This window comes from Chamaesiphon sp. VAR_48_metabat_135_sub, from assembly GCF_031418915.1.
Lineage (GTDB): Bacteria > Cyanobacteriota > Cyanobacteriia > Cyanobacteriales > Chamaesiphonaceae > Chamaesiphon.
Map to the genome: position 1 here is coordinate 1 of NZ_JANOJV010000018.1, position 24,917 is coordinate 24,917.

Here is a 24,917-nt window from a genome sequence, read left to right on the forward strand (position 1 = left end):
GGGTGGGGGGGGGGGTGGCAAAAAGGGACTACGCAGAAACCCAACCTACAGATCTGTATATTACTAAATCCTTATTCCTTAGCTCCATTCACACTCAGATTACCTAGTTTTGGACTCCACCATTGCTGCTCATTTCCTCGAAAATAAGCGACATCCTTGTGTTTGGGCTTGGCTCTAGCTTCCGCATCCGAACACCTTAGCATCGACTTTTGTTTCCCATCCTTATTGTAACTATATTCTTCCAGCGGCTTTTGGCAAACTGGACAAGGATATTCGGTAAGTTTTGGCGGAGACGATCGATCGGTTTTCGCCTGTGGGAGCTGCCATTCACTCGTGCGCTCCGACCAAAACATCACCAAACCCTTACCCTCAGTATCTTTGCATCCATCCTCACACTTGAGAAAATACCCCTTCTTCATTTTCTTGGTAGGTACTTTGGACATCGGTTTACTGCAAGTCGGACATTTAGAACGTGATTTCTCCAGCGGCTTACCCTGAAAAGATCCATAATCTTGTTCTGGTAGATTCTTGCTAGCCTTACTCAAAGCTGGTATAAAATAGCTTTGATTCCACCCAATCAGATAACTCTGCCACTCTTGTTTCCCCCTGGAAATAGCATCGAGTGTTGTTTCCATCTGAGCTGTGAATTCCGATTGAATCAATTCTGGCAAAGCTTGAATGAGAAAGTCATCTACTTGCAACCCCACAGTCGTCGGTTGTACTTTGCTCTTGACTAGTTCGACATAATTACGCTCCTTGAGTGTAGCAATAGTCGGCGCATAGGTGGAGGGACGACCGATGCCCCGACGTTCCATCAGTTGAACGAGTTTTGGTTCAGAGTAGCGCGGTGGTGGTTGGGTTTGTTTCTGCTCGTAATTGACATTAGTGGCTGTGAGTGGTTGCTGGGGTTGCAAACTGGGCAGAATGGCATCACCGCTAATATCCTTCCAATATTTGGCATAGCCTGCAAATTCGAGCATTTGACCCCTTGCTTGCCACTGGAGATCGCCAGATTGAGTCACAATCGTGGTTTTGCGAATCTGCGCGGGTTTGCATTGAGAGGCGATCGATCGCATCCAAATCATCACATACAGGGCGAATTCGTCCTCTGAGAGCTGTTGTTTGAGTTCGCTGGATGCTTTGGCGATCTCTGTCGGTCTGACCGCTTCGTGGGCTTCCTGGGCATCTTTGGAACTGCGTTGTTTTGCTACCTTCGTCGGTACATTATCTTTGTCATGAGCGAGGAGCCATTCCCGTGCAGCTTGGCAAAAATCCTGACTGAGTTCGACTGAATCAGTCCGCATATAGGTGATTAACCCTGCTTCATACAGCTTCTGGGCGACTGACATGGTATGTTCGGGCGAGAACTTTAACCGCGAACCTGCCGCTTGTTGGAGTGATGAGGTGATAAATGGGGCGGGTGGCTTTTTGGGGGCGAGTTTCCCTTCGATGCTTTGAACTTGATGGGGGTGAGATTTACCGATCTCTACCAGTCTCTCTGCTTCAGCTTGACTCAATACGCGAGTTGATTCAGCGACTTTTGTCACAGCACCAGCATCATCGCTAGTTTCCTCGTCTGTTGCTGGTGAAATAACCTGAGCCGTACCATTATAGAAGGCGCGAAAACCTTCAGCATAGTCTACAAATACCGACCAATAATCCTGGGGTGTGAAGGCTTGAATTTCTCGCTCTCGTTGACAAACTAAGTGGAGGGTGGCAGATTGTACTCGCCCGACACTTTTGGCTCCATTTTTGAGCCGCCAGATGAGGGGCGATCCTTTGTAACCGACGAGCTTATCCAGACAATCGCGACACCTACCTGCTTCGACTAGAGCCATGTCGAGGGCACGGGGAGACGCTATGGCTTTCTTGACGGCTGATTCGGTAATCTCTTGATACACAACCCGCTGGGGCTGTTTTAGCTTCAATACTTGGGCGATATGCCAGCCAATGACTTCACCTTCACGATCTGGATCTGAGGCGATGAAGATTCGATCTGCTTGTTTGGCGGCGGAGATTAATCCGGCGATGGTTTGTTGGGCGCGCTCGTTGCGGGGGATATATCGACAATCGATGGTATCCACACCCAAGTCGAAGCCCAATGAACTGTCCCCATCGTTGGCAAGTTGGCGAATATGTCCGATCGATGCTTTGACATCCCAGTCTGAGCCGAGAATGCTCTTGAGCTTTTTAATTTTACCAGCAGATTCCACAATCAGCAGATTTCGCATAGTGAGGGGTCAGGGGTCAGGGATGAGGGGTCAGCGGAGAATATTTGGAACCCTAGTTCTTCATCCTCAACCGCCCGCGACTAAAGTGCGGGCTACTAGCAAAAGTCCACTTAAGTGGACTTAATTATGCTAGCCCGCACTTTAGTCGCGGGTGATTGGCAACGAAGCACCAATGTCCTAGATTTTAGCGAATACCCGTGGGTACCCACAAGGGGCACCCCTACAAGTTAATTGCGTAGCAAGGTGGATTATTTTAACGATCGAGATCGAACCCAAAATACAGTCTACAGCATTAAATCTGCTGGATCGTAATCGATCGATCTTGCTCCAATTCCAATTCCCTTAACGGCGTGATAAGTACCGCCCCAGACATATAATCCAGGTGCGATTTCAGCACATAGATCTTTCCCTTGCAGAAACTCATAATTTCTGAGGCTAACCATGTAGGGTTGCAAAAAGCGATAATCACCCGCGTTTATGTCTCGATAATTCAGCTCCCGTAAGCGTTTTCGCACCTTATCGTCATATTCAATAATGACAGAGGTAGTGTCATCGCTAATTAATCGAAACTTTTTAGCTACTTCGGGAAAATCTAACCGCTTGCGTAAATCCTGAATCTGATGAATATCTGCACCAGATTGATAGAGACACTGAAAATATTCTTCAAAAATACTAGGATCGTGGAGATTGAGATTTTCTCGGTTTAGTAAGCGGATAGTCTCATCTACTGCTGTTTGATATTCTCCTTGTGGTACCTTGCCTTCAGAGGGTTGAAAAATTACTACTCTACCCAATCCTAGCTTTCCTTCCCGATTGCATCTTCCTGCGGCTTGGACGATGCGATCGAGTGGCCCCACCGCACGATATACTGCTGGAAAATCTAGATCTACGCCAGCTTCAACAACTTGGGTAGAAACTAAGATACATGGAAGGTTATTTTTCAATCTTGCTTTGACTGTCGCCAAAACTTCCCGTCGATGTTTACCACAGAGTAATGTGGAGAGGTGAAAAATATCTGCTCTGTCGAAATCATCGCTACGATTATTTAAAACATCTAAAACAGCTAACGTATCTTTGCGCGTATTTAAAACAATTAGGGCTTGATGCTGCTGGTGAGCGACTAGATCGTCGATTAAGTCACTCCACAACCAACCTTGAAGATGTAGCTCATAATTTACTCGCTGAAGATTCTGAAAGTGCTGGATTGCTAAATCTGGAGCGATAATATCGCGGACATTTTTCAATCCTTTCAAATATCCCGTATCGCCAGTGAATGCAGGTTGAGTCGCTGTACAAAGCACTACCGTTACTTGATATCGATCGCACAATTCCCCCAATACACTTAAAATTGGTGATAGTAAGCCGACGGGCAAAGTCTGAACTTCATCTAAGATAATTACACTTTTAACGATATTATGCAGCTTCCGACACTTACTTGGACGATTGGCAAATAAACTTTCAAACAACTGCACCGTGGTAGTAACAATTAATGGCACGTCCCAATTTTGAGTAGCTAATCTAGCTTTAGCATACTGCTGTCTAGCATCATCATTAATTTCTTCTTTATCATCAGAATAGAACTGTTCTGTATTCGCAGCACTATGATGTTCTAGTACCGCATTCTCACCTAAAATATCTCGATAAACATTTACCGTCTGCTCGATGATACTAGTATAAGGTACCGCAATAATTACTCGATCGAGTCCATATTTGAGTGCATGTTTGAGCGCGAAAGATAAGCCGCTGAGAGTTTTACCACCACCAGTTGGTACCGCTAATCTAAATACTCCAGCAGGTAATTCAGCCGCATCAGTACAAGCTTCGTAAACTTCTCGCCGAACTTGGTTGACTGATGATATGTCGGCTGCTTGAATTACTTTTTCTCGATCGATTTTAAGTTTTGTCCACAAATCTGTTAGATCGATTCTCTTACAGAGAGGCTCCGCCAACGATTGTTGTCTCTGAATCGTCTGTGCTGGTTTAAAATGCTCTTCAGTATCTAAGTAGTCTGCATCAACCAAACAAGAGAATAACAATCGAGTTAATAGATCGTAGCTATAGCAATCTGTGAGTAAACTTCTGACTAAAGGATTAAAATCTTCATCGATCTGCAATTTTCCTAATTCTTGCTCGGCATTAGCACAAGCAATTTTATAATCTTCTTCATGCTTTGGATTGGCAAGTTTATCAGGAAGTTCGGACTTTGCTGGCAGTCCAGCATGATGTCCATAAATTAACAAAGCTAGAGGAGTTGGTTTGTATAAGTCCCAAGCAAGTTTAGCACCATGAATAGCATGTGGAACTTTTTTAATGTATGAACTAGTTCCACTATGACACTTGTCTAAATATTTCTGAAATTCAGGATTATACTTACCCAGATCGTGCCATAAACCTGCATAGTAACCTAATTTCCCTGCCTTAAACTTATCGGCAAACTCCTCGGCTAAATTAGCAACATCACCTAAGTGCTCCTTGAGTTCATGCCATTTATCCTCACCCTTGGGTGGAGTGTGAGCATTGAATTTATATTGCATTTACAAGAATTGGATCGATCGATTTATTCTTCGAGTCTATTTTTGAGAGTTCCGAGAATACCCCACCGACTATCTAATAACTGCTGTGCTTCGGATAGTTCGGGATCTGGTTCTATTGGAGGGATAATTCCAGCACAATCTCGATCGCAAAGTTGTCGCAATGGCAATGATAAACACAATTGTTCGTACAACCACACATTAGGATCGAAGTGTCCATCTGGTGGTAAAGAATCGACTAATTCGTCTAGATCCGTGCGGATTTCCATCCCACGTCGATCTGGTTCTTCATCAACTTCTTCTAACCAAATAATCTCCGTCGCATCCAGTAACAGGCGATGATTGTACTGCTGCAAACATCGATCGCATTTGAGGGTAATAATTGTCTCCGCTTGTGCAGATAGATCTAAAAATGTCCCCCCATGTTTGACAATTACTTTACCTCTAACGGGTGTCAGTGTTTCAAACTCAGGAATCAATGTATCGACAATGATTTCCAGGGTTCGATCCTGTCGATTTGCTAGTTGGGGAATATGAAGTGGTTCCATCGCAATTAAGTAATAAGTAATAGGTAATAAGTAATAAGTAATAGGGGGACTTAACTCTGCCTATTTTCTCGTTACCTATGCTTCTGGAGATTGGGCTAATTTTACGACTAAACGTCGATCGGGTTCTTGTCCGCGACTCTCAGTTAATAGATCGCTATAACTAGCATCGCCATCAAAGAAAGTGTGCATTTGGCGGCGTTCGGCGGAGGACATTGGTTGAAGGGTAACTTCTGCGCCTGTTTCACGGACACGATTTGCTGCATCATCGGCTATAGCTTTGAGTTCGACGGCGCGACGCTGACGATAACCATCCAATTCGATCGTGTATCCTGCCTGTAAATCGGCTTCTGCGTGGATGTTTAAGCCAGCATTTGCTAAATACTGGATCGCATCGATCGTGGCACCTTGTGAGCCAATTAAAAGTTCTTTCTGGGTAGATGTGAGAGCGGTTGGATCGATCGTCAGCCAATAATTAGCCGAGGTTGATCCTTCTGGCTGTTGAGTATCTACAGTAGTTGCAAGTCCCGATAGGGTTAGTACTTTTTCTAACCACTGTTTGCCACGGTCTAAACGTTGGTCGGTCATAAGTTGAAAGTTGAAAGTTGAAAGTTGAAAGTTGAAAGTTGAGTAGTGACTAGTGGATAGCAACTAGTCGATTGCGAGGGTTTATGATTTAATTCCATATTCCCTAACTTTCCACTTTCCACTTTCCACTTTCCACTAAATTAAGTTGCTTTTTTCTTCTTACTATTCTTCTCGAACGGAATTTCTGCTCTATCGCTATTATCCTTGGGCTTTTCCCGTTCTTGTTGGTCTACCAGTTTCTGTAATTCTGGCGGTAAAGGTTCTTTGTTAACAAAGTAGGTTTGACCTAATTGAAACACGTTACCGATCGCCATATACATCAGTACGCCAGCAGGTAAGGGGAAGAATAGAAACATCCCAGAGAAAATAATTGGGGTGAATTTATTGACAGCTTGCTGCTGTTGTGCTGCGGGATCGTCTGAGGCTGGAGTTGTTGACGAGCCACTCGATAAGTTTTGGCTGACATAGAGACTCAATCCAAAGAAGACAATCATCGCGATGATATCCCAGTGGATTTTACCATCGGGGTCTACTGCGCCAACGTGACCGAGAGCATCGATGAAAAGGAATCCAGTATTAGCCGCAATTCCAGGAATCGTACCTTTGAGTGTAACTTCTCCAGGGGCGATCGCTTCGATTTGACCATCGGGGGTGATTTTAACATTCTCCATCCCTTTGGTAATCGTCCATTCAGGGGTGAGGTTGGAATCGGGATACTGGGAGGCTAATTCACTAAAGGGTTTACCATCAAGACCTTTAAAATCAATTTTAGCTTTCTGTCCCGCGCCTAAAATATTTCCGGTGGGGATATCCGCAACGACAGGCGTATGGATATTGGTGGTGAAATAAATACTGTGCGGTTCACTATTAAATACTTGTGGTTGAATTTGAGCGATCTCTGCGGTGGGGACAACCTGCAAGTTGACATTGAAATCGACATTGGAAAATGGAGATCCCCGCAAGGTGGCAAACAGCGCGAACAGAACGGGCATCTGTAGAAGCACTGGCAAACATCCCGCCAAAGGGTTGCCAAACTCCTTGTAGACATCACTCATCGCCTGCTGCTGCTTCGTCGGATCGTCTTTAAACTTCTGCTGAATTTCCTTAACCCGTTTCTGCATCAAGGGTTGGGAAATTTTGGTCTTTCGCATATTGCGAATCGAACCAGCACCCAACGGATAGAGTGCGAACCGAATTACCAAAGTTAGCGCGACGATTGCTAACCCATAGCTAGGCACGATTCCATAGAAAAAATCTATGATCGGCAGCATTATATTGTTAGAAATAAATCCGATTCCAAAGTCCATTGTCAACTAGGTATTAGGTATTAGGTGTTAGGTATTAAGTGTTAGGTATTAGGTGTTAGATATTAGGTTTAAAGCCACCATAAAACCTAAAGCCTAAAACCTAAAGCCTAATCGCTAATTATGTCATTTGAGCATCAGCTTCAGCTTTCTCAGTTACGCTCAACAACGGTACGCCATTTTTAGCAATTACTCGCTCGTTGATATAGTCATATATTTCCCGATAGCGAGGGAGAGAGCGTAACTCTAGACGACTACCATCTTTGAGGGTGACAACCATGTCTCCCCAAAATCCTAACCCACGGGGGATAGTTAGTGCGTCAGTGATTTCCGAATAAACAAGATCGGTGCGATCTTTGCCCATCCAACCACCAATTACGGAGATACGTCGATCGGTAATTTTATACCGCAACCAGATGGCTCTAACGATCGAACCTACTGCCAACGGGATAAAAACTATAAATACTGATAAAAATAGATGGAAGATGAGATCCCCAATGTGTGGCCCACCTTCGTAAAATGTTTCTTCTTTAATGCCCATCAAATATTCCTGCGGATGCCAACAACTGCTCTAATTCTCGCAAAATTTCGACATATTCGCACCCCTGTGCTGAAGGTCGAACGCCGATTATTACCGACCATCCGCTGGTAATTCGTGGCAACATTTGACGGAGTGCCGCTTTTACCTGTCTTTTGAGCAGATTGCGGATGACTGCTTTTTTACTGACTGTTTTACTGACGGAAATCCCAAATCGAGTAGCAGGTAGATTTTCGGTGGTGGAGTCTGGCAGATGTCGCAAACTTCTAAGTGTCAAATGCACTTGCTGATGACGTTTGCCATACTGATAAACTTTCTGAAAATCTTGCCTGCGTCTGAGTCGATGGGGTTTAGGCAATGACACGAGTTGCTACTTTATCTGGCGACACCAACCTATACGGACAGACGATGACGACCTCTGGCTCTACGGGCTTTGATCACTTTTTGTCCTGTCCGAGACCGCATCCGCGCTCTGAATCCAGATGTTCTTTTTTGTTTGCGGTTAGTACCGCCGAGAGTACGCTTTGTCATACCTTATATCCGCTCGAATTAACTAGTTATTAATACTATGGTGGGCAAAAAAGCCACAATGTACTAGTATAACAGCTATTGCACTCGATCTACGAATCTCGATCGGAAAATCCCCTCCTCGGAGCGGCGTTTTTATTCTGGGGTTCCCCCAGAATAAAAAAAAGAAAAGACAGGGGTACCCGTAGGGTGGGGTGAGTAGATCTCCGCCATTCACCAACCATTTCCCAATTACTTTATCCTTAGATTCAACCAAACCGAATTGCCGTCTTATATTCAATGCTTTTTCGCGCACACTCAAAGAGTGTAAACCACACCATTCTTTCTATTTTAAATGGATGGCAATCTCGTTCGCGGTCTATTAGAAGTTTCTTGAGCATATATTCACTAAGATCTCCACCCTCAAGCTGTATATCAAGAAATGGTGCAACTGAGACTAATTCGCGAAGTAGACAATAGCTAGATCCGACGATTCCACCCAATACATCGTCTTCCACAGCGGGAATGAGAGGTGAGGGAAAATTTACTGGAACATAGAAACCTTCACAATCGGAATGATAAACTAAATGTGAATAGATTGATGGGGAATCGTACTCAGCAGCAAGGAGTCGATCTTTCGAGGCATATTCGCCGTCAAAGGGTATAACCTCAAATCCTTTACACATGTGTACATAGGCACGGCGTAAGTAGTGAATTGATGAATAACTGAAGTTATCTGATTCGCCTCGATATGGTAGCTCGACGCTTTCTGGCTTTTTATGCCCTGGAAGTCCACAACGGAGCAGGAATCGGTCTAAAGATCGATAGATCTCTTTGTAATCCTCAATCTCCTCTTCATCAGTGTTATCAAGATTATAAAGAAACTCAGCCAGATCTCCAACAATAATAAGAAGTCCCATCTTCGTGCCGACCATCTAGGTTTCAAGTATTATCGATATTTTATTTATCTACTTATTAAGCTTTCGATCGATCGACCTTACCAGGCAGATTTGACATCAGGATAATTAAGATACTCAAAAAAATCAATCCGAGTAGTCCAGATAGTGGATTGCCATTAATTCCTGTTACCCAGTCGGAGACTCGACCGGAATACTCGACCATGTGACCGACATTGATAATATAATAAGCCCAAACCATTCCGGCATGAAGACCGATCGACATTCCCAGTAGATTTCGATTTTGGCGTTTGGCAATAATTACGGCTGTGCCAAGTAAATACAATCCTGGAAATTGCGGGAAAGACTCAATCATTGCCGCAATTGGCTTGAGAAAATGGAGTGAGGCAAATAATCCAGCATCAGCTATTAAAGAGATTTTTGGTGAATAATCTTGCTCCAACTCATCTAACATCCACCCTCTGAAAAATAGCCCTTCAGCTAAACCTGTACCTAATGCAGTTGCCGAACCTTCGAGTATCAATTGGATAATAGGTAAGCGGGGAGATTGCCATGTCAACCAGCCAAATAGCCCTTGGGTGATAAATAGTGCGAAGGCAAAGCAGGAACCGATCGCGAGTCCTTTGAGTAATAATAATCCGTTCTGGCGCGTGAAGACTAGACCATAGCGGGAATATAGATTGGGGTGCTGATATACTTTGCGTCCCCACCAGGGTAATAATGCGATAAACTCGATCGCGAGTAATCCCATTGTCAGGATGGAGAGTAAATTTTTGGTGCCAGGATCTTCGAGATTTTGGGTGCTACCCATCACTAAATATATTAATGCTAATCCAGGCGACCATAATAGAATCAGCACCAGGAGAAAGCTAATCATTCTCACTGGTGCTGGATAATTTTTAATTTGACTAAGATTTAGCATCACAAATTCACAACTTTTAGCCACAGCTATTTAGATTAGCTTAATTGACGCTAAAATTTGAATTTTGATTCTGTTTGATGTATGAAAGGATAAGTATCGATTGGCTAGAAACAGCCTGAAACTTAGGTGGTGGGCAATCCCCACTACGTCTAAAGCCTATTTACAAGTTACGAGTTACGACTTATTTTAATCTGCTGGCTCGATCGTACTAGTAAGACCGTGACTTTTCAAGACTTCGCAGTAATGTTCGGCGTGTTCTTGGTTACAAGTGATGACTAGAGCCATTCCATATTGATGGGCTTCCATCATCACATTAATAGCTTGAGGGGCGGAGAGATTGGGAATGGTAGTTATTAATACCTCTACCACATGCTCCATGCCATTAAAATCGTCGTTGTGCAGTAGCACTTTATAATTGGGTGCCAGTCTACGGATGGTAGCTGGCTTCTCGATCGTTTCTGTAAAGCTCATGTTTCGATAGATGAAATCAGTTGACAGTGGATAGGCAAAGAGTCAAAACCCATGATAACCATCAACAGGTAACTCATTCGCTACTTCTTTATTTTACCCAATCGCTACCGATATACAAGGTTAGTGGCAAGCTTTCGTAGAGGATTTTTACCAGAAATGGTATAACAAACTGGGGCACTTTGCTCGATCTTCATACTTGCACATCCATGACCGATACACCCAGCTTAATCTCGCCGACACCTAAACCTAGCACGAAAGCTAGTCCTCCACTCATCCTGGGAATCATGGCATCGGGAAGTGGGAGTAATTTTGAAGCAGTTGCTCGATCGATCGAGTGTGGTAATTTAAACGCTAAGATCGCCGTATTGATTCATAATAAACCCGATATCCAGGCGATCGATCGAGCACAACAACGCGGCATCCCGACAGTATTTCTCGATCATCGTAATTATCCCACGCGAGAGAATCTCGATCGAGCGATCGTCGATATATTCCGAGCGCATCAAGTAGAATGTGTGGTGATGGCTGGTTGGATGCGGGTAATTACTCAGGTATTAATCGATGCTTTTGTCGATCGAGTCATCAATATTCATCCTAGTTTACTACCTAGTTTCCCTGGAATTAGATCGATCGAGCAAGCTCTCGCCGCCAAGGTTAAGATTGCAGGCTGTACGGTACATTTAGTCAGTCTAGAGGTAGATTCTGGGCCAATTCTCGTTCAATCAGCCGTCCCAGTTTTACCTAATGATACTGTTGAAACTTTGCACGCACGGGTACAGATCCAGGAGCATCTAATTTTACCTCAAGCGATCGACATATTAGTCCACAGCCATTCTCATCATGAAGATTGAGAGCCGATCCAATCCAATATTTTGTCTCATCTTAGTCCGCGTAGGCGGACTTTGTATCACTAGTGGTGACTTCAGTCGCTGACTGACTTACCGTATTGAGATCGGAATCCTGGTTTTTAAAAATAAAACCGCTGCAATCCCCATTCTGTCGTTAACAATCTGACAATGATAGAAGCACTACTGATCTAGAAATCGACACCTCTTCGTAAATCTACGCCATTATCTGCATAATGTTTGTGACAGATCATCTCAGAGTGAACGCTGGCGATATTAAAGTAAGCGGGGGTATTAAAGCAGCGTCCAGTAATAATTACCTGAGTATCTTTGGGCTTATTTGTCAAACACCGAACAATCGGTTCTTGATCGAGTAGATCTAGGTCTACAGTGGGGTTTAACTCGTCGAGAACGATCGTTTTGTACAATCCAGAGGCGATCGCACTACTAGCTATCTCCCAGCCCCTCTGAGCCTCGATGTAGTCAATATCTTGTTGCTTACCCCGCCAGACAATTGCGTCGCTGCCACAGCGTTGGTGATCCACTAGTTGAGGATAGCTGTTTTTAAGGGCATTAATCGCGGCATCTTCGGTATATCCAGTACCACCTTTGAGCCATTGGACAATTAAGACGCGATGAGATTCATCTTGGCTAATTCCTTTACCGATCGCTTGCAATGCTTTACCCAGGGCACTTGTAGACTTACCTTTACCTGCGCCTGTATAGATTTCAATCCCTTCTATTCCTTGCTCTGCGGCTTGAGGATGGTGGTGGGGACGCATTTCGGAATGTAAATCGGCGATTTCGATTAAAGCTGCTGGTGCATCTCTGCCAGTGACAATCACTTCGAGATGATTGGGTTTTGATTTGAGCATTTCGACGACTTCCAGAATGGGAAGTAAACCCAAATCTAAGGCGGGGTTTAATTCGTCGAGCACGATGACAGAGTATAAGTCTGAGTAAATCGCACCTTTAGCTACAGTCCAAGCTCGATGGGCTTCTGCTCGATCGAATTCAGTAACTTCATCTCGTCCAAAATACTCCGAGCGTCCAGTCCGCACTCGATCGATCAAATGTGGGAAACTCTTTCTCAATGCCGCGATTGCCGCATCTTCATCATAATCCCGTTCCGACCCTTTTAAGAATTGCAGTAACAAAATTCGCGTATCTGCACCCGATTCAATTCCCAACCCGATCGACCTTAATACTACCCCTAATGCTGCTTGGGATTTACCTTTCCCCGCCCCATCATAGACGTGAATTTGTCCCGCCGCACGTTCTTTCTTTTTACTTGCCGTGCGAATCCCAATCCCAACTCTACTCACTTATATTTAACTCCTAAATTAATCGGTTATCAGCGATCGATTCGCTGGCAAAACTTCTTATGGTAGGGTGCGGTACGGCTGTGCCTAACACACCCTACCATAAGATATTCACTATCTATCGCTCAATAATTATAGACAAGTTATCAGAAGGGTTGTTTATAATATTGTTAACATCTGCTCGATTGTCCACTAACTGACAACTATGAACCTCGCACTATCTCAAATCGGTACCCAAATGTCTAACTTGACGGGTGTTCGCGCCATCATGAAAGACATTCAAGAAACTCTCGCCGCCAAGAAAGGTCGAGAGTTCATCAACCTCAGTGCGGGTAATCCAGTCATTCTGCCAGAGATCGAGCAAATGTGGCGGGACTACACCCACGAATTATTAGATAGTCCCGATTATGGCGAGGTTGTCTGTCGGTACGGTTCGAGTCAGGGTTATCAACCATTAATCGATGCAGTAGTCAACGATTTTAATCATCGCTACGGTCTCAATTTGACCTCGCGCAATGTCCTAATTACCCCCGGTAGTCAAAGTTTATATTTCTATGCGATGAACGCCTTTGGCGGGCAAACAGTGGGGGGACAGATGAAGCAGGTAGTTTTACCTTTGAGTCCTGATTATACGGGTTATGGTGGGATGGCGATCGTGCCAGCATCGGTAGTTGCTTACAAACCAACTTTAGATATCGACGCGGCGAATCATAGTTTTAAATATCGCCCTGATTTTAGTCAATTACAGATTGGTGAAAATACTGGTTGCGTCTTATTTTCGCGCCCCTGCAATCCGACTGGTAATGTCTTGACGGATGAGGAAGTCCAAAAAATCGTCGATCTTGCCGCCACTTATGATGCCCCTGTGCTGATTGATTCGGCTTATGCGCCACCATTTCCTAGTTTGAATTTCACCGAAATGACTCCAATTTTTGGTGACAATATTCTCCACTGCATGAGTCTCTCCAAAGCTGGATTACCAGGAGAAAGAATTGGTATTGCGCTGGGTAGTGAAAAATTTGTTGGCGTGCTGGAATCATTTCAGACAAATATGTGTCTTCACTCGTCCCGTTACGGACAAGCGATTGCCGCCAAAGCAATTGCCAGTGGCAGATTAGCCGATTTGTCTACTACTGTGATCCGTCCTTATTATCAGCAAAAGTTTGCTGTATTGGAAGCTGGATTAACTAAATTCATGCCTCAAGATTTACCTTGGTATCTCCATCGTGGTGAAGGCGCAATTTTTGCCTGGATGTGGTTCCAGGATTTACCAATGACTGATTGGGATCTATATCAAGCTCTCAAGCAAGTCGGGATCATCGTCGTTCCAGGTAATTCCTTCTTCCCTGGATTGCGCGAAGACTGGGCGCACAAGCAACAATGCGTTCGGATCAGTCTTACAGCCAGCGATGCTGAAATCACGACAGCGATGGAGCGGCTAGCCACCGTTGTGACACAAGTTTATCGGGGGAAGTAGGGTAGTTGGGGGAAAGGTAAAGGGTGGGAGGATGGTTCGGCTCCGCTCACCAACAAGGGAGGAAAGAGTTAGGATGCAAGCGTCCTGATTACTCCCCACACCTCCGACACCCTACTACGGTGGTACAGCCACACTCAAAAACTCCCCCAGTCCCCCGTTCCCCTAAGATTAAGGTTCGTGGTAATTGCTCGGACAGTCAATCCCCACCGCAGTGAAGACAACGCTAGGTGGTACACCAACATCTGGTTCATCAGACTCACACATTTTGGGGACGATGACTATTTCGCTAGCACTATTCTGATACATTAAATTACCACCAGTATAGGATCGATCTGCAGTATTACTAGCGGAGGCAATAATCGAGGTTTCGGTTACAATATTGCTGCTAGCCAATTGGTAAGCGTATGCTTGGCTAACACTACTGGTGCTACCAGTTAATCCTGCACCGATAGCTAAAGCATCGAAAGAATCAGCAAATCGATTGTTTTCAGTCCGATATCGAGCTTGCGCCCGATTGACTAAACCAATCGCCATCTTTCCTGACGATTCTCTCGCTTTTGCTGCTTGACCGAGCAGGGCGGGGATGGAGATGGAAGCTAAAATTGTCATAATCACAACTACCACCAACAGTTCAGCCAGTGTAAAACCTTGGGTAGAGCGTCGCAACAGTAAGTATCGTAAAATCTGGAAACTGAATTGTGGTTCCATCGCAGGTCAGGATAATGAGTAATACGCAGATACAATCATTGCTTCTGACTAACGTACCCACATATCGATCGAAATCTTTCAGATGTAAGCATTGTTAAAACCCAACTCACACTACTTTGACGCAGTCTGTTGTTGGGTAGCGCAACGCGAAGTCCAGCCCACGCGGATTATTTCGCTTTCAACTTTCAACTTAAATTACGCCATTCTCGTTTCAATCGCCCATCGCGCCAATTCCGTGCGATTACTCAGTCCGGTTTTCCCTAGCATATTCGATACGTGACTCTCGATCGTGCGTTGACTGACATTCATCTGGATGGCAATTTCCCGATTTGCCAATCCTCTAGCAACTAGTTGAACTACTTTCAATTCCGTTGGGGTAAGTTCGACACTTGCAGGAACTTGAATCGATGAGTTATCCTCGCCAAAGCCATCTGTATGTAACAATAGCCGATTTGTTTGCTTGAGTGAAGATTCGACTTGAGCGACGAGTTCTTCTGGCTCGAATGGTTTTACCATATAGACATCAGCACCCAAATTCAGCCCCTTAATCCGATCTTGGCTCTGCCCTCTCGCTGAGAGAAATAGAACTGGAATCCAACTCGTGCGCGGATCTTGGCGGACATTCTCGATTAGGGCATAACCATCCATCTCTGGCATCATAATGTCACAGATGATCATATCGGGGAGGTTTTGGGAAAGCAGGTATAGAGCTTCTTTACCATTATCGGCGGTCAACACCTCGTAACCCCGAAATTCCAAATAATCCCTAACTAATAAGATGAGATTGGGGTCATCATCGATTAATAGTAGTCGCTTGCGGTCTTTTCCACCAACTGCTTTCATAATCTTTTGACTAAAGTTAACCGTCTATTACGATCGATAATTTGTATTTAACCACCCAATTGGGTCACAAGGCTACCTAATAACTCAAGTTGCTAGAGACAGTATCGCCACAGGCGAGGCTACTTCTGATGAACGCAGTCGAAGTGTGCCAACGTCTATCGTTCACTGTCTGAGGGGAAGTGCCGGTGGGAAAATACTTTTCTCCCTCGTCCTCTTTACCGACCTCTGGTTATAACTAGCAACTTATCATTAATATTCAACTTACTCCAACCAAATAGCTTCGAGGTGTTTATAGATAATACTCTAAGATTGCGATCGAGTGGTAATAAGCTAGGTATTAGGTATTAGGATTTAGGTTTTAGGCTTTGGGATCTAGCTTTAGGCTTTAGTAAATAGGAGGAACGCAAACGTTCCAGATCTAATTTCTAGCACCTAATACCTAATACCTAACACCTAACACCTAGAATCAGTGCAACAACTCCTCTAACTGATTTTGATTGCACAACCACTGATATAAGCCTTTTTGAGCAATCAATTCCTGATGGGCACCAGTTTGGACGATTTCACCTTTATCCATCACCAAAATGCGATCTGCTGTTGCTGCGGCTGATAATTGATGGGTGATAAAGATAACTGTGCGTTTTTGTCCAGTGTGGGAGAGGTTTTGGAGAATTGCGGTAGCTGTCTGATTATCTACACTGGAAAGTGCGTCATCGAGAATTAGAATCGGTGCATTCAGCAGTAATGCTCGTGCTAATGCTGTTCGTTGGCGTTGTCCGCCGGAAAGGGTGATGCCACGTTCGCCGACTACTGTCTCGTATTGTTGGGGAAAGTTCAGGATTTCTGCATGTATTTGACCAAGTTTTGCTGCTGCTTCTACGATATTTTTGCTGGCCAAAGGATCGCCATAACGGATATTATTCTCGATCGATGTACTAAATAAAAAGCTTTCCTGGGGGACGTAGGCAATTGCCCCACGCAGACTGTTCAAACTCAATTTAGTCAGATCGTAACCATCGAGAAATAAACTCTGTTCGGGTATTTCTAATAGTCGGGGCAAGGCATTTGCCAGGGTAGATTTACCAGAACCGATCGGCCCGACGATCGCGATCGTTTCTCCAGCTTTAATTGTAAAATTAAGCTGGTTGAGAGCTGGTGTTTCTGCCCCTGGATAAGTGTAACTGAAATCCTGCGCGCTAATCTGACCTTGGAATGCTGTTTCAACATGCAGTGATGTCGCTTCGTCAGAGATTTTAGGTCGAGCGAAGAGGATGGCTTCGACTCGATCGATACTGACTTCACCTCGTTGATATGCGGTAATTGTAAACCCTAATAAGGCGGTTGGGAAAATTAGATTTTGGGCATAAATAACTAGAGATAAAAAATCACCAACGCTGATTTCACCACGCGCGATCGCTAGTCCGCCCTGCCATAATAACACTAACAAACTAATCGATGCTAGTCCTTGAATGATCGGGAATATCGTATTTCGCGATTCGGCTAATTTGAGATTAGCTTTAAATAATTCATGATTCTTTTTTCTAAATGCTTTGCGTTCAGTTTCTTCTTGAGCATAAATTTTAATTAGCGAAATCCCGCTCATATCCTCTTGAATCAACTCACTCAAATCGGAGATTGATTCTTGGACGACTACCTGTTGATTTCGCAGTTGTTGACTGAATAACTGTACCGTAATCAACATCAATGGATATACAGCTAATGCCATCAATGTTAGCTTGACATTAATATATAACATCGCTGGTAAAGTCAGCGCGTAAGCAAAAACAATATTTGCCGTACTCAGCACTGCAAATCCCACCAACCGCATGATATTTTCGACATCACTGGTAAACCTGTTGATCAGATCTCCTACCGTCGTTGTCGCAAAATAACCTGGCTCCAACCGCAGAATCTGCTCGAAGATATTCTGTTTCATCGTTGCTTGAACTTGTCGCCCTACCCCAAAAATGAGAATGCGGGAAATCATCCGCACAATCCACATAATCGAAGTCAATCCAACGATTGCGATCGCCAATTGAGTGAGATAATCGCTAGTAACCGAAGTTTTTAGTCGATCGATTCCCGATCTAATCGAGAGCGGAATATAGACACTCAAAGCATTGACAATAAATAGCGCGAATATGCCCTGGGCTACTTGCCATTTATAGGGATTGAGATAGTTGAGAAGTTTTTGAAAACGAGACATCGATTAGGGGTAGTAGAGGGAGAGGAGAAGCAATTATCGGCGTTGCTGAATCTAGTACTCGGCGGCGTAAATAACAGTACTATTTTGGGCAAAGGATAGATTCCTTTACCCTTTACCCTACTTAAATAGGACTTTTGTCTCTGATGTAAGATGTGAGTTATTCAACGATCGCAGTCATTGGTTGATGCAATCGAATTAATTGGGCGACTGTGTGCTTGAGTTGGGTCCGAGGGACAATTTTGTCAACGAAACCCTTTTGGAGTGAGTATTCGGAGGTTTGAAAGTCGTCGGGGAGTTTTTCGCGGAGGGTTTGTTCGATTACTCGTCTTCCAGCAAAGCCGATTGTGGCTTTGGGTTCGGCGAGAATGATATCGCCCAACATGGCGAAACTGGCGATGACACCGCCGGTGGTGGGATGGGTGAGAATCGGCAGATAGAGCAACCTAGCTTCGTGGTGTCGTTCTAGGGCGGCAGAGATTTTCGCCATTTGCATCAGACTGAGCATTCCTTCCTGCATTCTAGCACCGCCAGAAGCACAGACAATCGCGACCGGAATGCGATTTTTGGTGGCAAACTCGATCGCGCGGGTGAGTTTTTCCCCGACGACAGAACCCATACTCCCACCCATAAAGCTAAAATCCATCACGCCCAAAACGAGGGGTGAACCTTCAATTTTCCCCATTCCAGTGAGTACGGCATCCGTCAGTCCAGTTTTGTGCTGAGTTTCCCGCAATCTGTCGCTATAAGCCTTGCGATCTTTGAATTTGAGCGGATCTGTCGGCTGGAGATGTTCGTCTAGGGGTACCCATGTGTCCGCATCGATGAGTTGCTCGATCCGTTCGTGACAGGATACCCGCTTGTGATGTCCGCATTCTAGACAGACCATCTGATTGGCGATGATATCTTTAGAGTAGGCGATCGCATTACAATTTTCACATTTTGTCCATAGCCCATCAGCAATCTCCCGCTCCTGTTGTTGCTGTATGCTGGGACTAGATTTAGGGCGATCTGCAAACCAATCGAAGAGAGAGCTGATTTGGGGCATATGGCAGTTATCAATTAAATAGCAATTCGTAAATAATTAAGCTTGTCTTTATTTACTGATTTAGATATATTATCTCGTGTTTGGCGGCGATTGCCGATCCCTCATCTTTGTAATTAATTGCCGCGATCTCTGAAATCTGTTTTACTTGCTGGATAATTATGATATGTAATTCCACTATTTTAGCTACAATTAAGGCAGATTATCAATAAATTACTGGATCGTTTAGCAATCTTGTCTGTAGCATTGAACTAAAATTCACTTATTGCCTCTTCATCGATCGCAGCCATGAGCTACTGCCTTAATCCTAATTGCCCTCAGCCACAGAATCATCGTGAGGAAAAAATTTGCAAAGCTTGTGGTAGTCAGTTACTACTGAAAGATCGCTATCGAGCGATTAGTTTTCTCGATAGTGGCGGGATGAGTCGAAATTTTTTAGCAATCGATACAGATATGCCAGAAGAAAAACGCTGTGTCATCAAACAGTTTTTCCCAGCACCGCAGGTATTAGACGATCCTGAAGCTTTTGAAAAATCGATCGAGTTATTTCAGCGGGAAGGGGCACAATTAGATCGGTTGGGCAATGAATCAAATCAAATCCCGCAGCTTTTTGCTTACTTAGAACAGGAGCGAAGATTTTATCTAATCCAAGAGTTTATCGACGGACAAAATTTGCTCAAGGAATTACACGAACATGGTGCATATTCAGAAACTAAAATTCTCCAGTTATTAAATGATATATTACCAATTCTAAAATTCGTTCACGATCGAGGCGTGATTCACCGCGATATTAAGCCAGAAAATATCATGCGACGTAATAATGGTGAATTGGTAATCATCGATTTTGGGATGTCCAAACATCTCAATAGTACGGTGATGTCGCGGGGGACAACTGGCGGTACGATGGGCTATGCGCCACCAGAACAGATCCGTGCTGGGGTGGCTTATCCAGCTAGTGATATCTACGCGCTGGGGGCTACCTGCATCCATTTGCTGACAGATATCAATCCCGATCGACTGTACGATTTTATGGCTAATAAATGGACTTGGCGACAGGAATTAGTTACTCAAGAAAGATCGATTAGCGATCGATTAGCTGGGGCGATCGATCGAATGTTAATGAATGAGGTTCAAGATCGCCATCAATCTATTGCCTGTATTATTGCCGCATTAGCTTCCCCACCTGTGAATAACTGGCGATTGAAAGCGATCGTTGGTGCGGCTATTTTATCGATCGTCACCACTGGATTAGTTGCTTATACAAATAGAGATAAAATCGAGTGCCAATTGGGTGGACACAACAGAACCTGTCCCCTACCGCTGCTATCATTAAAATTCCAGACACCTGAAAAGATTGGAACTGTTACTTACTATCCATTCTTGCCTGTCGGAGATAGTCGTGGCGGCTCGGCGGAAATTAACATGGCAATATTGAGCGATGAATATGAATGGCAATTAGGTTCGGACAGTGAAGTTAGGCTTAATGGCAAGACTGAATCTGTACCAATTTCTGTGCTCAAAGAAAAGTTAGAAAAAAAAGATAAGGGTGTAGAGAAAAAAAGTATTCTTGATATCATGCAAAATCCCAACCGAATTATTGCTCTTGGCATGGCTTCTTGTGAAGGAAGTGATAAAGAAGAAGAGAATCGCGCGCTACGTCGAGCGATCGCGATTCAATCTAAAATTGTCAAGCCATTATTTGATGTTAAGGAATATCCAGTTGTCAACCTGGGTCAATTTTCAACTAATAACTGCGGACGAAACAATCCAGCCAATTCGATCCAAAGAAAACTTATTATCGTTGGAATGCGGAGACAATGTGCTGGTTTAGAGGTAAAAGAAGTTCTGTACAAACGACTTGGAAAAACAATTAAAGAGATCAAGCTGGATAACTACTCCAAGGGTAGTTTCCAGAATTTTGAACTGAAGTAGCAATTTTCACCCTGTCTTGATTCGTTGTCTTGTCTCGCTAAACCCTCGGCAAAGCCGAGGAGCGCGAGCCGCTGTCTTGACTGAAACGCACGCTGAGGGAACCTCAGCGCGATTTCAGTCGCAAACCGTCGGCGAACCCGACGAGCGCGAATCGCTTTACCCTTTACTCTCCTTCAATGAATCGTCACCAATTTCCCGCATTAACAAATAAAGCATACTTTAACTATGGTGGACAAGGGCCGATGCCACAAGCTGCCTTAGACGCGATTCTAGCTGGCTATCAGCAGATCCAATCGGCAGGGCCATTTGGACTCAAAACGAGCGAATTGGTGGTGAGAGAGTCAAATTTGACCCGTCAGGCGATCGCTTTGGATCTGGGTGTAACCGCACAGTCGATCGCCCTGACTGAAAATGTCACTGTTGGTTGTAATATTGCGTTATGGGGTCTAGATTGGCAACCTGGCGATCGAATTCTCCTCTCTGACTGCGAACATCCTGGCGTAATTGCGAGTATTCAAGAGATTTGTCGCCGCTTTCAAGTAATCGTGGATATCTTTCCGATTCAGGCTACTTTAAATACTGGCGATCCTGTCGCTGTAGTTACGGCGCAGTTAAAACCGCAAACTCGATTAGTCGTACTCAGTCATGTACTCTGGAATACCGGACAAGTATTACCTTTAGCTGAAATTTCTGCTGGTATTCGCCAATATCCAGATGCAGATCGACAGATTCGGATCTTAGTAGATGCGGCTCAATCGGTGGGTTTATTACCACTAAAGTTAGATGAGTTGGGGATAGATTTTTATGCATTTACCGGACATAAATGGTGGTGTGGGCCTGAAGGTGTGGGAGGATTGTATATTCATCCCAATGCAATGAACAGTTTAGCCCCAACATTTATTGGTTGGCGGAGTTTGGATTATAGTCAGCCAGATTTACCACTAATTGGTGATGCTCGTCGTTATGAAGTTGCGACATCTGCCTATCCTCTATATGCTGGATTGCGTGCGGCAATTAAGATCCATCAAGATTGGGGTAGTGCGATCGACCGAGCTACTAAAATTGTTAGTTTAGCCACTTATCTATGGGAAAGTTTACAACGATTACCAGAGATTAAATGTCTGAATCATACCGCTCCTCGATCGGGTTTAGTCTCTTTTCAGGTTGGGTCGAGAAATCATGGTAAATTAGTTCAATCATTAGAACAAGCAGGTTTTTATCTTCGCACGATTGTCGATCCCGATTGCATTCGTGCTTGTACTCATTATTTTACTACTACTGCTGAGATCGATGAGTTAGTTCAATGTTTAACTAAGCTGACGTAGATATCGATTTATAGCAATCCTACGTGAGATGCCTAACCCTAAGGCGGGCATACTTCCACAGGCTCAGTACAAGTAGAGCAACGCGCCTACAGGTTAATGTTGCTGCTAGAAATTCAAATGGGGCGATCTAATTAATTTCAACTTAATAACTTTTACCCTTTCTTTCTCCCCACTTGCTCCACTACTTAATTTAGCCTCACACTAGATTACCCATGTCAAATCCTACGATTTATATTGCCATTACCGATCATGGTTTCGGTCATGCTGCAAGGACTGCTTCGATTGCTGGACATCTCCAACAGCTATTACCATCAATTAAGTTGATTGTGGTAACTACCGCACCAAGATGGTTATTGGAATGTTATATCGATGGAGATTTTATCTATCGTCAGCGCAGTTTTGATGTGGGAGTAGTTCAGGCGGATAGTCTGAAGATGGATCTGGATGCAACATTAGTTCGATGGCAAAATATCCTTTCTAAAAAGGACGAAATAATTGCCCAAGAAGTGGCATTTTGTCAAGAGCATGGTGTAGATTTAGTCTTTGGCGATGCGCCGCCATTGACAACATTAATAGCCAAGCAATTAGGTGTTCCCTGTTGGATGTCGGGTAATTTTGGGTGGGATTTTATTTACCAAGATTGGGGCGATCGATTTAAGTCCATTAGCGACTGGATTAGTGAATGTTATGGACTATGCGATCGATTATTTCGCGTTCCATTGCATGAGTCAATGGAACGATTTCCTATTATTGAAGATGTGGGTTTGACTGGTGGAGATCCTAAATATCCACTAGAGGAACTCCGAGATAAGTTTAATCTAATTCAGCCTAAAAATGGAACGATATTACTCACATTTGGCGGATTGAGTTTAGATGCAATTCCTTATCAGAATGTCAGTCAGTTTCCAGAGCTTCAATTTATCACACTCGATCGCACTGCGCCAGATTTACCCAATCTCATTAAAGTCCTAGATCGAGCTTATCGTCCGGTTGATTTTATGCCATTGTGCGATCGAGTTGTCTCAAAGCCAGGTTATTCAACCTATGCAGAAGCTTTGAAATTAGATATTCCCATTGTCTCACTTACCCGCGCTGGCTTTGCTGAAGCCGAAGTGATCCTCAATGGAATGCAAGATTATGGCTATCATCAAGTGATTAGCCCCGACCAATTTTTCAACACTAACTGGGATTTTCTAAATCAATCTTTACAGCCACCTAGAATTAATCTTAAGTTGGCAACAGATGGGAATGATTTTATTGCGAGATCGATCGTTAATTATTTAGGTGGTCAATCAGTTTAGAATCAATTTTCAATTTTTAACTAATGTAACTATGGCTCATTACCAAAAACTTCTGACTATTCCCAGTACACCCAAATCCTTTGTTAAAATCACTTCCCAGATAAATCGTATTGTCACTGAATCAGGAGTTAATACCGGATTATGTACCCTCTTTCTGCGGCATACCTCTGCAAGTTTAGTAATTCAAGAAAACGCCGATCCTGACGTATTAATCGATCTGGCGAACTTCCTTGCTAAGTTAGTACCTGAAGACGAGAAATACATTCATTCTGCTGAAGGGAAAGACGATATGCCCGCACACATTCGGACAGCACTTACCCACACATCCGAACAGATTCCCATCATGCGAGGTAATTTAGTCTTGGGGACATGGCAAGGAATCTATCTGTGGGAGCATCGTCAACACCGTTACAATCGCGAACTAGTCGTGCATATTAGTGGTGACTAGATGAGTGGTCATTTGCTTAATTAATTCTAATTCTTGTCTGAGTGGTGGTAAACCATAGCCTAACGAGATCGCTTTCGTACTGTCTAGAGAAACATCTGCCGCCCTGGGAGCTGCCATCACCAAGTCTTGCTGATATATTGGCGATACTAGAGCTAGATCGAATTCAAACACTTCTGCAAGCAACTTACCAAAATCATAGCGAGAGATGCGTTCTTTGCCGCCTAAGTTAATAATCCCTGACGTAGATGATTGCAACATCATTAATAAGCCCTGAGCGGCAGTTCTTGCACTCACTGGCGTGCGAAATTCATCGATAAATAATCCCAGCTTTTGCTGAGAATATAACGCTTTAATCCAAGGCTGGATAAAACTAGTAGCTGTCGGTGGTGCCATCCCAAACATCAATGGCATTCGACAGACAGTAGCTCGATCGTAAGTAGTTAAAATATCACATTCGGCAGCTACTTTTTGTTCGCCATAGATATTAATTGGTGAGACTGGATCTGTTTCTAGATAAGGTGGCTTAGTACCATCAAAAACTAGATCGGTAGAGGTAAAGACAAAGGGAATCTTTGCATCGGCACAAATTTTGGCTAGTAGTTGAGATGCCGACACATTAATTTGATAAGATAGCTCTGGATACTGTTGACAAAAATTTGGTTTAGAAGCAGCCGCAGTATGAATTATCGCATCTGGTGCAATTCTATCGATCTCCGCTTTTAGCAGATCTAAACTCGTAAGATCGAGCCGATCTATATTAACATTTGGAATCTCGATCGACTGTTGATAATAAGTACCATATACTTCCCATTCTGCACGAGCAAGTTGGCACAAATTCCAGCCCAGAAAGCCACTCGCACCAGTAATCAAGATTTTCGGCATAGTTAAGAAAATATTAAGCTTTTGGGACAATT

The 24,917-nt window shown here is 43.9% G+C and carries 23 protein-coding genes; 6 read left to right on the forward strand and 17 right to left on the reverse strand.

Translation table 11 applies throughout. From position 1 onward, the window contains the following. Positions 1–71: 71 nt before the first annotated feature. The 11 genes from topA to clpS form a co-directional block, all read right to left on the reverse strand. On the reverse strand, positions 72–2,231 hold the full coding sequence (topA, locus tag RMO55_RS00795; RefSeq protein ID WP_310422018.1) for a type I DNA topoisomerase: 2,160 nt from the start codon (positions 2,229–2,231) through the stop codon (positions 72–74). 284 nt (positions 2,232–2,515) lie between these two features. Further along, a complete protein-coding gene (gene cas3 / locus RMO55_RS00800) occupies positions 2,516–4,765 on the reverse strand; it encodes a CRISPR-associated helicase Cas3' (RefSeq protein WP_310422021.1) in 2,250 nt (749 codons plus the stop codon). 23 nt (positions 4,766–4,788) lie between these two features. Continuing rightward, a complete protein-coding gene (locus RMO55_RS00805) occupies positions 4,789–5,310 on the reverse strand; it encodes a YceD family protein (RefSeq protein WP_310422024.1) in 522 nt (173 codons plus the stop codon). A gap of 75 nt (positions 5,311–5,385) precedes the next feature. After that, positions 5,386–5,895, reverse strand: coding sequence for a R3H domain-containing nucleic acid-binding protein (locus tag RMO55_RS00810; protein WP_310422026.1), 510 nt, complete (start codon positions 5,893–5,895; stop codon positions 5,386–5,388). Positions 5,896–6,035: 140 nt separating this feature from the next. Then, on the reverse strand, positions 6,036–7,202 hold the full coding sequence (gene yidC, locus RMO55_RS00815; protein ID WP_310422029.1) for a membrane protein insertase YidC: 1,167 nt from the start codon (positions 7,200–7,202) through the stop codon (positions 6,036–6,038). 118 nt (positions 7,203–7,320) lie between these two features. Next, positions 7,321–7,740: a PH domain-containing protein gene (locus RMO55_RS00820; protein WP_310422032.1), complete on the reverse strand. Its 420-nt coding sequence runs from the start codon at positions 7,738–7,740 to the stop codon at positions 7,321–7,323. Continuing rightward, complete coding sequence (rnpA, locus tag RMO55_RS00825) at positions 7,730–8,101, reverse strand: ribonuclease P protein component (protein WP_310422035.1); 372 nt, start codon at positions 8,099–8,101, stop codon at positions 7,730–7,732. Before rnpA ends, RMO55_RS00820 begins: the two co-directional genes overlap by 11 nt. Before the next feature lie 29 nt (positions 8,102–8,130). Continuing rightward, positions 8,131–8,268 carry a 50S ribosomal protein L34 gene (gene rpmH / locus RMO55_RS00830; protein ID WP_015162297.1) on the reverse strand — a complete coding sequence of 46 codons (138 nt, stop codon included), beginning with the start codon at positions 8,266–8,268 and terminating at the stop codon, positions 8,131–8,133. A gap of 245 nt (positions 8,269–8,513) precedes the next feature. Then, the gene (locus RMO55_RS00835; RefSeq protein ID WP_310422037.1) at positions 8,514–9,164 is read right to left on the reverse strand and encodes a hypothetical protein; all 651 of its coding nucleotides are present in this window, start codon (positions 9,162–9,164) and stop codon (positions 8,514–8,516) included. A gap of 55 nt (positions 9,165–9,219) precedes the next feature. Beyond that, positions 9,220–10,107, reverse strand: a complete 888-nt coding sequence (locus RMO55_RS00840; protein ID WP_310422040.1) for a type II CAAX endopeptidase family protein — start codon at positions 10,105–10,107, stop codon at positions 9,220–9,222. Positions 10,108–10,269: 162 nt separating this feature from the next. Then, positions 10,270–10,554: an ATP-dependent Clp protease adapter ClpS gene (gene clpS, locus RMO55_RS00845; RefSeq protein WP_310422043.1), complete on the reverse strand. Its 285-nt coding sequence runs from the start codon at positions 10,552–10,554 to the stop codon at positions 10,270–10,272. Between the two features lie 206 nt (positions 10,555–10,760). Here clpS and purN point away from each other — a divergent pair, with 206 nt between their 5' ends. Continuing rightward, the gene (gene purN, locus RMO55_RS00850) at positions 10,761–11,405 is read left to right on the forward strand and encodes a phosphoribosylglycinamide formyltransferase (protein WP_310422046.1); all 645 of its coding nucleotides are present in this window, start codon (positions 10,761–10,763) and stop codon (positions 11,403–11,405) included. Between the two features lie 185 nt (positions 11,406–11,590). Here purN and RMO55_RS00855 read toward each other — a convergent pair whose 3' ends face one another. Further along, positions 11,591–12,724: a cob(I)yrinic acid a,c-diamide adenosyltransferase gene (locus RMO55_RS00855; RefSeq protein WP_310422049.1), complete on the reverse strand. Its 1,134-nt coding sequence runs from the start codon at positions 12,722–12,724 to the stop codon at positions 11,591–11,593. Positions 12,725–12,926: 202 nt separating this feature from the next. Between RMO55_RS00855 and RMO55_RS00860 the strand changes: the two genes are divergently transcribed. Beyond that, positions 12,927–14,198 (forward strand): valine--pyruvate transaminase, encoded by a 1,272-nt coding sequence (locus tag RMO55_RS00860; protein WP_310422054.1) that lies wholly within the window; start codon positions 12,927–12,929, stop codon positions 14,196–14,198. Positions 14,199–14,366: 168 nt separating this feature from the next. Here the strand turns inward: RMO55_RS00860 and RMO55_RS00865 are convergent, their stop codons facing one another. The 4 genes from RMO55_RS00865 to accD all read right to left on the reverse strand — a co-directional run bounded on the left by RMO55_RS00865 (position 14,367) and on the right by accD (position 19,000). Then, positions 14,367–14,906, reverse strand: a complete 540-nt coding sequence (locus RMO55_RS00865; protein ID WP_310422057.1) for a type IV pilin-like G/H family protein — start codon at positions 14,904–14,906, stop codon at positions 14,367–14,369. 195 nt (positions 14,907–15,101) lie between these two features. After that, a complete protein-coding gene (locus tag RMO55_RS00870; protein WP_310422060.1) occupies positions 15,102–15,749 on the reverse strand; it encodes a response regulator transcription factor in 648 nt (215 codons plus the stop codon). A 466-nt stretch (positions 15,750–16,215) separates the two neighbouring features. Continuing rightward, entirely contained in the window at positions 16,216–17,955 is a 1,740-nt protein-coding gene (locus tag RMO55_RS00875) for an ABC transporter ATP-binding protein (protein WP_310422063.1), read from the reverse strand. A gap of 157 nt (positions 17,956–18,112) precedes the next feature. Next, positions 18,113–19,000: an acetyl-CoA carboxylase, carboxyltransferase subunit beta gene (gene accD / locus RMO55_RS00880; RefSeq protein ID WP_310422066.1), complete on the reverse strand. Its 888-nt coding sequence runs from the start codon at positions 18,998–19,000 to the stop codon at positions 18,113–18,115. A 285-nt stretch (positions 19,001–19,285) separates the two neighbouring features. On the opposite strand from accD, the gene RMO55_RS00885 reads away from it, so the two are divergent. From RMO55_RS00885 to RMO55_RS00900, 4 genes are all read left to right on the forward strand, one after another. After that, positions 19,286–20,929: a serine/threonine-protein kinase gene (locus tag RMO55_RS00885; RefSeq protein ID WP_310422069.1), complete on the forward strand. Its 1,644-nt coding sequence runs from the start codon at positions 19,286–19,288 to the stop codon at positions 20,927–20,929. 176 nt (positions 20,930–21,105) lie between these two features. After that, positions 21,106–22,254 carry an aminotransferase class V-fold PLP-dependent enzyme gene (locus RMO55_RS00890; RefSeq protein WP_310422071.1) on the forward strand — a complete coding sequence of 383 codons (1,149 nt, stop codon included), beginning with the start codon at positions 21,106–21,108 and terminating at the stop codon, positions 22,252–22,254. A gap of 212 nt (positions 22,255–22,466) precedes the next feature. Further along, the gene (locus tag RMO55_RS00895) at positions 22,467–23,555 is read left to right on the forward strand and encodes a glycosyl transferase (RefSeq protein ID WP_310422074.1); all 1,089 of its coding nucleotides are present in this window, start codon (positions 22,467–22,469) and stop codon (positions 23,553–23,555) included. A gap of 31 nt (positions 23,556–23,586) precedes the next feature. Beyond that, on the forward strand, positions 23,587–24,003 hold the full coding sequence (locus RMO55_RS00900) for a secondary thiamine-phosphate synthase enzyme YjbQ (RefSeq protein WP_310422077.1): 417 nt from the start codon (positions 23,587–23,589) through the stop codon (positions 24,001–24,003). On the opposite strand, the gene RMO55_RS00905 is transcribed toward RMO55_RS00900, so the two are convergent. Further along, complete coding sequence (locus tag RMO55_RS00905) at positions 23,977–24,885, reverse strand: NAD(P)-dependent oxidoreductase (RefSeq protein ID WP_310422080.1); 909 nt, start codon at positions 24,883–24,885, stop codon at positions 23,977–23,979. The two genes, RMO55_RS00900 and RMO55_RS00905, sit on opposite strands and share 27 nt — an antisense overlap. Between the last annotated feature and the right edge of the window lie 32 nt (positions 24,886–24,917).